The sequence below is a fragment of the Emticicia soli genome, assembly GCF_037860775.1.
Classification (GTDB): Bacteria; Bacteroidota; Bacteroidia; order Cytophagales; family Spirosomataceae; genus Emticicia; species Emticicia soli.
On record NZ_JBBEWC010000025.1, the window covers coordinates 25,869 to 35,854 of the forward strand.

The window sequence follows — 9,986 nt, forward strand, 5'->3', positions numbered from 1 at the left end:
TAGTTTGAACGAATTTAAAAGACATATTATTTGTGAAAAAGATGTTGGACTTTTTTCTCTGATACAACAGGTAATTGCTCATATTCCGTTTGCATTAGCAAATGGTGCATATCCTGTTGCGTTTTTTGGGAATAGGTGTTGTTATTGGACAAGTAACGGATACCAAGCAAAGACCAATGTATGGGAATATTATTTTGAGCCACTTCTAAATAAGCCAGACAAAAATATTATAGAACCAGAATTAAGTAAGCATCTCATCAATTACCCCCCTGATTTTAAGTCGAAGGGCTACTTCTGGAATACTGAAACCTTTGTTTCCAATAATTTCGGACATCATAAATATTTTAGGGCACAAGCACTTCAGATTCCTTACAAATGGAAAGACCCCGATACGCTTACCCGTCAAAAAGCTTACAGAATCATTCAGCAATACATACGCCCAAGGCATTATATTACTCAAAAAGTAAATCATTTTTTTGAAGCCTATATGCAAAACCAATCGGTGGTTGGTGTTCATATAAGGGCCAGCGATGTAAGCGATCTGAAAACAGAATATAACCTTTTCAGAAGGTATTCTTATTCTCCGCAGAATTATATAAAAGCCATAGAAAACATACGTAAGCGTACGCCGAATACTAAGTTTTTTGTTGCCACAGACTCCAGAAATGCACTAAATTTGCTGATAGAAAAATTTCCGGGGCAGGTAATTTATTATAGTAGTATTTTTCAGACTTCTGACCAAGTAACTGGTACCGGAGCTATGGGCTGGAAGATGCCTGCCTATCTTACGCATGACTCACAAAATGCGGCAAAAAACGGAGAGGAGGCTATCATTGATTATCTTTTGTTGAGCAAATGCAGCTACCTGATTCATAACGGGTCTGGTTTGGCACGAACTGTTTTACTAAATGTGCCTGATATGCCTCATCAAAACCTGCATAGTTTTGCAAAATACCTTGGCAAAGTATTAAACCCCCTGAGTCTGGAGATATTTTATCTAGGCAGAATAAGCCTACAAAAGGGCTTGTGGAGGCTTATAGCTATTGCTAAAAAAATTATCAGGTAGCTATGACTTATAATTGTATGCTGAAATATATGCCTGAAAGTAAAGAAAAAACCACCCAATGAAAAAACGCCATTTGTTTCTATGGAACAATAGACTTTATACTAAATTTTATATTATCAGCAATATAGATATTCATGCAGGCTTTTGTGCTTTAATGCTCTATGTATTAAATGGTATCAGAAAGGCTTCAGACCTAAACGCTATACCGGTAGTAGATTTTAATAGGCACAATACACCCGAATTTTATAGCCAAAAACATGGCGAATCTATCTGGGAATACTTTTTTGAACCTATCTCGGCATATACAGCAGAAGGTGTACAGTCTTTTCTGGAAAAAGGATTTATTGATACCCATGCCATTTATAGACCTACGGCTGCTGAGGTGATGCGTATGCATCATGTCGAAGATGAACGATTGGCTACTTTTTGGGCAAAAAAAATACCTTCCAACAAAGCACAATGGTTGGCGCAAAAACGTATGCTTGGCCGAGAATACGTTGAAAATTATATAAGGGTTAAGCAAACCATACTAGATAAAGTAAATAGCTTTGCGGCTTCTTATTTCAAAGACTATTATATGATAGGTGTACATATAAGAGGCACCGACTTTGCCTACGCCAGCCCAACCGGAATAAACACTTATTTTGAAGAAATAAACACAATATTGGAGCAAAACAGCAACAAGCAGTGCCTTATTTTTTTAGCTACCGACCAAAAACAATATGTAGAGGCTTTCAGAAATAAATATAGAGATAAAATACTATGTATAAATGCCCTGAGGTCCGACAATCATATTGCGCCATTCAGGTTGACATTTGCTGATGCTTATCAGAAAGGTGAAGATGTTTTGGCAGATATACTCATTCTCTCTAAATGCAATCATATTATAAAAAGTGCGGCAGCGGTGGGCGAAATGGCGCTTTGGTTTAACAGAAGTGTATCTATAAGTGATTTTTCTATTGAGAGTGAGTTTTATCAAAAACCTTATTATGAACTTGAAGCTGCTTTTTCTAAACTTAACATAGGTCAGAAAACTACTTGGCAGCTAAAAGTGCATAGATTTAAACTTGGTTTGATTCGAAAAATTCAGGATTCAATAATTGGTAAAAAATTGTATATAAAATTTAAATTTGTGAGAAAACTATTGAAACATTGATTGACGAAATATTAACCAGATACGATAAGATATACCCAATCAGCATCGACCTTCCAGGTGCCGGATTTGGAGCCATGTTGCTTATTACAATGAATCAGCTCAGATTTTCTGAAAGAAATAATTTTTATCCTGTTGTTGCTTTCGACGCTGCTTGCCAAAACGCTTTTTTTGATAAAAACTATGGCAATAATATGTGGTATCAGTACTTTGAACCCGTAATGCCCCTGTCTTCTGAAAAACTACAAAGTTCAGAAATTAAAGATACAGAAAAGCTTTTTAAGCAAACTTCTCAGGCTGCAATTGATGTATCTGAAACCGACCCTGATAGTATTTATCCTTACCCTTTTGGCAAATGGCGATTTGAACAGATGAAAGACCTGGATGGCTGGTATGCTTTACAAAGACAAAAAGGGCGAGAGACCATAGCCCGATACATTAAACCCAAGGCCGCTATAACAACGCAGGTAAACGCTTTCTATGATAAAAACCTAAAAGGTAGCTTTGTACTGGGGGTTCATATACGGGGTACCGATTTACATTATGCTCCACCTGTTAGCCCTGCTGAATATTTTGAGCCTATCGGAGAATATCTCGTAAAACATCCTGACCTTAAAATACTGCTAGCCACAGACCAGAAACAATATATTGAGATTTTTAAACAGAAATTCGGTAATAAGGTTTACTTCACCAATAGCTTTAGGTCAGATAATGAAATAGCTCCTTTTAATAGGACCGAACTTTCGCCTTTTCAGAAAGGAGAAGATGTTTTGCTCGACATCTTGCTTCTTGCAAAATCTGATTTTCTGATAAAAGGGGCTTCAAATGTTGGCGAAATGGCTATGTATTTCAACAACAATCTGCAATGCCTCGATTTGGCCTATAAAAAAACAAAAGCCTATGGGCAAAGGTATGATAAAAGGTGGGATAACATGACTAACCTGCCGGCTTGGAAACTTGTCAGTAAAAAAGGTTTAAAGGAAATAGCACAAGATGCATTTTTACAGAACAAGCCTCAGGAGTTTATGTATGAACTAAGAAAGCTCACGAAAAGAGTTAGGGTTGGGCTTGGTAGAGTTAAAAACCTGTTTAAGTAAAACTTCTGCCTGCACAGCTACTCAACTGTGCTTCAATTGTAAATGAAAAATATAAACAAAAAACACAAATAATGAATCCATGCATTGTGTATCTGGCACAAAATACAGCTAAAGACCTACAATATGCCAGAGATTCTCGGTCTATGCTTGAAAAAAGTCTGGATTTACTATTCAAAAACTACAACGAGCAGTTTAGACATCCGGTATTGATTTTTCATGAAGGAGATTTTGATGAAGACAGCCAGCGCAGTATCTGCAAAGGAAGAAAAGAAATTCAGTTTCACCAGATTAATTTTCAGACTCCCGCATTCCTCAACCCTGCTGAAATACCGGAAATATGGGATGGGTCTTTCGGAATGGGGCATCGACACATGATTCGGTTTTATGCAATACAAATCTTTGCTATACTAAAAGACCTGGGCTATAATTGGTTTTTCAGAATGGACGATGACTCGTTTATCCATTCAAAAATCGATTATAACTTATTTGAATTTATGCAAAAAAACGGGTACGAATATGGGTATCGGGTAGATATTAAAGAGCCACAAAGAACTTCTTATGGATTCTCGGAAATGATTGTGGCTTATTTAAAAGCAGAGCGAATTAAACCTCAGTTTTTTTATGAAAATTTTGCAGACTCAAAGCTGGTCAATAATGAATACTTTTCTTTGAAAGGGAAATTAAAGCGGCTGCTCACTAATGTTTTAGATGGCATAGCTGAAAAAATAAATCACGACCTTAATAATTGGCCGGTATCAGCAGAGTGGAATCGCTGGGGTTTTTATAATAATTTTTTTATCACAAAGCTAGACTTCTGGTTTCAGCCCGAGGTGCAGGCATTATTAAACCATTTTGATAGAACAGGCGGTATTTATAAATACAGGTGGAATGACCTTATTTTCCAGACCGCAGTAGTGCAGATATTTCTGCCCCAAAAAAAGGTTTATAAATTTACCGATTGGACCTACGAACACGCAACACTTAAAAATGGAAAGCTAGATTGGGGTGGAATATACCCTGCCAAAGGCCATGAAAACAGTGCAGTTGTGCTGGATTTCAAAAAGACTTTTGGTAAAACCAAAATCGACAATAGTTTCTGAACTCGGCACGTTTTTATAAATCCTTAAAGAAAATCACGTTTAGTGAGTTTTTTGCTCAAATATAAGCTATGTCTGACTAAGTTGTAAACCCATAGCTTGCCTGAATTTACGCTTATTCTAAAAAGCAACCTAAGCAATTGGTGGTTTTTTAGTGTTTCTTTATTTGCAGCATAAGAGGCAACAGGTTTAATTTTTAGTTTTTCTAATTGCAAGTCAGCTTCTTTTAAGCCCCAGTTTTTCCCATTCGGATTGAGGTTGGGCTTGTCGAAAGATTTAGACCAATCGGGATTACGTTTTCTATGCAGAACCCCAAAATTCATTCTTGTCTGCATATGTTCTAAATGAAAAAAATCATACCCGAATACCTTGCCAATATTCACTACAGGGTATTTTTTAATAATTCTGGTACCTAAATCTACATCCATATACCAATAATAGATTAATCTTTCATCATAACCGCCTACTTCGTCCCACATATCTCTGTGCATAAGCAATATTCCTACTGCCGAGGCCCAATAACAAAAGCTGAGTTCTTCGCTTTGTATCCAATTACTGAAGCTTTCGATAACCTTGTTGATACTTGCCAAACCGGGCTCTGTTTTTATATAAGAGTACGGTAATTGCTTACGTGCAGCAAACAGATAAGAGTGTTTCAGGTCAAAACCGAAATTCGCTTTGCCCTCAAAAGCTTTAAAAAATTGACGGATAAAATTGACCGTTACTAAGGTATCCTGGTCAATGCGTCCTATATACTGTCCATTACTTGCACGTGCGGCAGCATTTAACGCATATACTTCAGCAAAAGGGCTGTCTTGCTGGAGTTGCTGGGCTAAAGTTTCAGGAATATGTATAAAATGAGTTAATTGGGCACTGATTGGCGACAATTGCAACACTTCGGAGATTGGTATCTTACTACCCCAGTCGGCTACAATAATTTCAACCTCGTTTTCTCTTCCTTCTGCAAAAATTTTTTCTGACAGATAATTGATAGAAGTGGCTAACCTCCACATCGGATTGCCCATATAGTTGTCATTCCTTGAACAAATAATCAGGGAAAGGGCGGGCTTTTTTTCAAGACTCAGCATTAAAAGGCGTATAAGTAGCTAGTATTTTTTAAATTTTAGGGTTACTAAAAGAACAACAAATTTAAGCGTTTTTTGTTGTCGAATTATAAAAAAGATAAAGAATTAGAAACTTGTCTAAACTTACCCGTGCCATAGCCTTAAACATTTTTCAGCCCTATTGGCATTTACTTACTTTATGCGTTTCATGGGCGCAAAAAACACTGTTTTGTCGCTTTTTTTGGCATACAACAACATTTTTCGTATTTTTCCAATCAAAATCTTTTATTCAACATGCTAAACTGAAAAATGAAAAAACGCTTTCCTCTTTCATTAGTTCTTTTGTTGGGTCTGGCAGGTGCACAAACTGCCACGGCGCAGAAAGTACACATTACCGACATTGACACAAGTGTAAAACCGGGCGACGATTTCTTTATGTTCGTCAACGGGAAATGGTACAATTCGGTAGAGATTCCGTCTACTCAAACGGGCGTGGGCTCTTACTCATTCCTCAATTTCCCACAGCGTGTTCGTATGCAGGGCATTCTCGACAGTGTTTCGGCGGCTAAAAATCCTGCGGGCAGCATCGAACAGAAAGTAGGAGATTTCTACGCCTCGGGTCTGGATATTGCCACCATCAACAAACGTGGTTATGAGCCTATAAAACCTTTACTTAAACGCATTGACGGCATAAAAGATGTTGCTTCGCTGATGAAGTTTGTAGGTGAGCAACAGAAGTTTAACAATGGTTCTATCATTGGTTTTCGGGTTGGGCCTGATATTAAAAATAGTGCCATCAACATCGTAAATCTAGGCCAGACAGGCATTGGCTTACCCGAAAGAGATTATTATTTCAGAACCGACTCTTCAACAATCGGTATTCAGAAGGCTTACAAAGCCTACCTTACTACTTTGTTTAAACTGACGGGTACGGAGGCATCGGCGGCTGAAAAAATGGCATTGGCTGCTTATGCGCTCGAAAAAGAACTGGCGGCATCGCACAAAACCAATATTGAGCGCAGAAATGTACAGGCCAATTACAACAAAATGGCGCTGAAAGACATTGCAGCTAAACAAACTAACATTGGCTGGACGACCTATTTTAATGGTCTAGGCGTAAAAATCGACTCGCTGAATGTGCAGCAACCTGCCTACTACGAGCGCCTGAATGCCTTATTGGGTTCGGCTTCAATAGAAGACTGGAAAGCCTACCTGAAAGCAAAATCGCTTAGTACTTACGCCGATTACCTGAGCGAGCCATTTGCTGTTGCAGCTTTTGAATATTCAAAGATTCTTACAGGACAATCGACCAAGAAACCACGTGGCGAAGAAATCACCGAGGCCGTTGACAGGTCGCTTGGGCATGGGCTTGCGCAGTTGTATGTACGCAAGTATTTTCCGGAAGAAGCAAAGAAACGTATGCGTGTGTTGGTTGATAACCTGAAAATTGCTTTTGAAAACCGCATTACTAAGCTCGATTGGATGAGCGATTCGACCAAAGCTAAGGCTAAAGAAAAACTCTATGCATTCAGCGAGAAAATCGGGTATCCTGACAAATGGAGAGATTACTCACTCGTAAAAATCAATCGTGCTACCTACTTCGAAAACCGTTTGGCTACCAGCCAGAACGATTTTAATTACATGGTTGCCAAAGTAGGCAAGCCTATCGACCGCACCGAGTGGGGTACAACGCCGCCAACGGTTACGGCTTATAATAATCCTCCGCTGAACGAAATCGTTTTTCCGGCAGGTATTCTGCAACCTCCTTATTTTGATTTGAATGCCGACGATGCCCTTAATTACGGCGGAATAGGCATGGTGATTGGTCATGAGATTACACACTCATTCGATGACCAGGGCGCACAGTTCGACAAAGTGGGTAATGTGAAAAACTGGTGGAAAGACGAAGATTTCAAGAAGTTTAAAGCCAGAACCCAGCAGGTAATAGACCAATATAACCAATATACTGTGTTAGATTCGGTACATGTAAAAGGTGCCTTGACAGTAGGCGAAAACACCGCCGACATTGCCGGAATCGCCATTGCTTTCGATGCCTTTAAACTAACCGAGCAATACAAGAGTGGCGAAAAAATAGATGGATTTACACCAGAGCAGCGCTTCTTTATTTCTATTGCCAGAATATGGCGTGTAAAAACCAAAGACGCCTACATGCGTATGTATGTAAATACAAACCCACACTCGCCAGCCAAATGGCGTGTAAACGGCCCATTAATGAACTTTACACCTTTCTACAAAGCATTCAACGTTCAACCAGGCGATAAAATGTTTAAACCCGAGAGCGAGAGGATTGTTGTTTGGTAAGAGGGAAAAGTCTACAAAAAATTTATAGGTTAGATATTCTATATAATTAGTCTCTAATTAAATTGTTTAGAAAAATTTTATATAATTGGTTATATTTTGAAACTTTCTAAACTTATTCCTTTTGCGTAGAAATGATGTTTTTTCGATAATATTGAAGGGAAAGTTGAGAACGTATTATTTTAGTCCTCAATTTTCCTATTCAAAAAAACATCCATTTTCGTCATTAATAGAAAGAAAAAGAGTTAAATATCGGTAATGTTTTTGTTCGAGCTTAGGTTATAGAAATATAACTTCATATTTATTTCACCACAAAATATCCAGTGACTAATCAAATTTATAATCAACAATGATACAACCAGAATTCAAACCACTTATTGATATACTTAGTGGAAAACTTTTTAGTATACCAGAGTATCAACGTCATTATAGTTGGACAAATAAACAAAGAACAGATCTTTTTAAAGATATTCTTAAACTTTTAAAGGCGAGAGAAATATATGAAGATAGAGTTCATTTTATGGCAACTCTTGTTTGCTTAAAAACTCACGACAAAAAGCAAATTGGCTCTAATTCTTTTTTTATATATGAAGTTGTTGACGGTCAACAAAGATTGACTACCCTTATTATTTTATTGAAAGCTATTTCCAAACGACTATTTATAGAAAAGCAGTTTGATGAAGAAAAAGAACTTAATAAAATACTTCTAAAAGATGATGGCAGGCTTATTATTCTTCAAAATAATCATGATAATAGAATGCTGTTAAGGAATTACCTTAAAGATGGCAGTATTCCAAATGAGATTGACATAAAGACCATAGCAGATGAAAATATAAGTCAAGCAATAAAACAATGTGAAAAATTTGTTAATTCATCGGCAATAGATACAATTTCTCTGCTTTCATTAGTGAAGAATTATTTGTATTTTATATTTCAATCTTTGGAAGACAAAGGAGCTGTGTATACAATATTTGAAGTCCTTAATTCTCGGGGCTTGGATGTAGATTGGCTAGATAAATGTAAAAGTATGCTCATGGGATTACTTTATGAATATTCTTTGGGTTTAGATAGTAGTATATTTGACGAACATTTAAAGTCTTTACACAGCTATTGGAGTAATATTTATAGAGAAATTGGCTTGCAGTCTATTTCAGGACAGGAAATTATTAGGTTTGCAGCAACACTAAAACAAAATAGTGATGCAGGCCGGCCGATTAGCGCGGAAGATGCATTAGAGTTCTTTAGAGATCATTCTACAAGTAAAAAAGTAGCCAATATTGTTATAAAAACCGTTGAAGAGGATACGATTTGGATAAAACAAGTTACTTCAGCTTTATCCATACTTTACAAAGATAAAAGAAGAAATGCTGTGACGGAAATAACTCAAGCAAGACTTTTAGCAGTTGCGATTATGCTTAGAAATGATTTGAGCCAAGAAGATAGAGATAGATTACTTGAGCAATGGGAAAAAACAACTTTTAGAATTTATGGCCTTTTGGATAATGATGCAAGAGTTAAGGTAGGAGATTATGTTAGGGTAGCAAAAACTATATATAAAGATAAAACTATTTCAGTTATTAATCTTATCAAATTAATTGCAGATATAGGAAAAGAATATTCTATTGAAGATGCTATAATTGCTTTAGAGAAAAAAGATTGTTACACTAGTTGGAAAAAAGAACTTAGATATTTCTTTTTTAGATATGAAGAATATTTATCAAAGCAAAGTAACATTCAAATTGACAACGTTGCTTGGAATATTATTTGGAAAAATAATTTGAATGACACAATTGAGCATATCTTGCCTCAGGATATTCGCCAAAAATGTTGGTCAAATAACTTCACAGATATTCAGCATAAAGAATTTTTAAATACGCTTGGTAACTTATGCTTGCTATCACAACCTTTAAATGCAGAGGCTAAAAACTCCTGTTTTAATACAAAAAAAGAGACGTACATTAAAACTACACTCTTATCGAATCGTAATATTATTAATAAAGAAGATGGGAGTTTAAGACAAGAGTGGAAATTAGAAGAAATTCAAATAAGAACAAGAAAACTATTGGAATTTGCTAAAGAAGAATGGAAAGATATTTAAGGGAAAGAATATAGGGCGATTATAAAGTTGAGACTGTAAATTAAACTGTGTCAAGGTAAAATTTAGCTAAAATGTTAATTTTACTTTAAACA

The 9,986-nt window shown here is 36.6% G+C and carries 7 protein-coding genes; 6 read left to right on the forward strand and 1 reads right to left on the reverse strand.

Annotation, left to right across the window (positions count from 1 at the left end; all coding sequences use genetic code 11):
• The first annotated feature begins 4 nt into the window (after positions 1 to 4).
• From WAE64_RS24420 to WAE64_RS24435, 4 genes are all read left to right on the forward strand, one after another.
• Positions 5 to 1,066, forward strand: coding sequence for a nodulation protein NodZ (locus WAE64_RS24420; protein WP_340240766.1), 1,062 nt, complete (start codon positions 5 to 7; stop codon positions 1,064 to 1,066).
• Between the two features lie 58 nt (positions 1,067 to 1,124).
• The gene (locus tag WAE64_RS24425) at positions 1,125 to 2,222 is read left to right on the forward strand and encodes an O-fucosyltransferase family protein (protein ID WP_340240768.1); all 1,098 of its coding nucleotides are present in this window, start codon (positions 1,125 to 1,127) and stop codon (positions 2,220 to 2,222) included.
• Complete coding sequence (locus WAE64_RS24430; RefSeq protein ID WP_340240770.1) at positions 2,219 to 3,316, forward strand: O-fucosyltransferase family protein; 1,098 nt, start codon at positions 2,219 to 2,221, stop codon at positions 3,314 to 3,316. The genes WAE64_RS24425 and WAE64_RS24430 overlap by 4 nt, the downstream gene beginning before the upstream one ends.
• A 71-nt stretch (positions 3,317 to 3,387) precedes the next feature.
• Positions 3,388 to 4,416: a glycosyltransferase family 15 protein gene (locus WAE64_RS24435; RefSeq protein WP_340240772.1), complete on the forward strand. Its 1,029-nt coding sequence runs from the start codon at positions 3,388 to 3,390 to the stop codon at positions 4,414 to 4,416.
• Positions 4,417 to 4,439: 23 nt separating this feature from the next.
• On the opposite strand, the gene WAE64_RS24440 is transcribed toward WAE64_RS24435, so the two are convergent.
• Positions 4,440 to 5,426: a glycosyltransferase family 2 protein gene (locus WAE64_RS24440; RefSeq protein WP_340240774.1), complete on the reverse strand. Its 987-nt coding sequence runs from the start codon at positions 5,424 to 5,426 to the stop codon at positions 4,440 to 4,442.
• A gap of 360 nt (positions 5,427 to 5,786) precedes the next feature.
• On the opposite strand from WAE64_RS24440, the gene WAE64_RS24445 reads away from it, so the two are divergent.
• Positions 5,787 to 7,799, forward strand: coding sequence for a M13 family metallopeptidase (locus tag WAE64_RS24445; protein WP_340240776.1), 2,013 nt, complete (start codon positions 5,787 to 5,789; stop codon positions 7,797 to 7,799).
• Positions 7,800 to 8,145: 346 nt separating this feature from the next.
• Positions 8,146 to 9,894 (forward strand): DUF262 domain-containing protein, encoded by a 1,749-nt coding sequence (locus WAE64_RS24450; RefSeq protein ID WP_340240778.1) that lies wholly within the window; start codon positions 8,146 to 8,148, stop codon positions 9,892 to 9,894.
• The last annotated feature ends 92 nt before the right edge of the window (positions 9,895 to 9,986 follow it).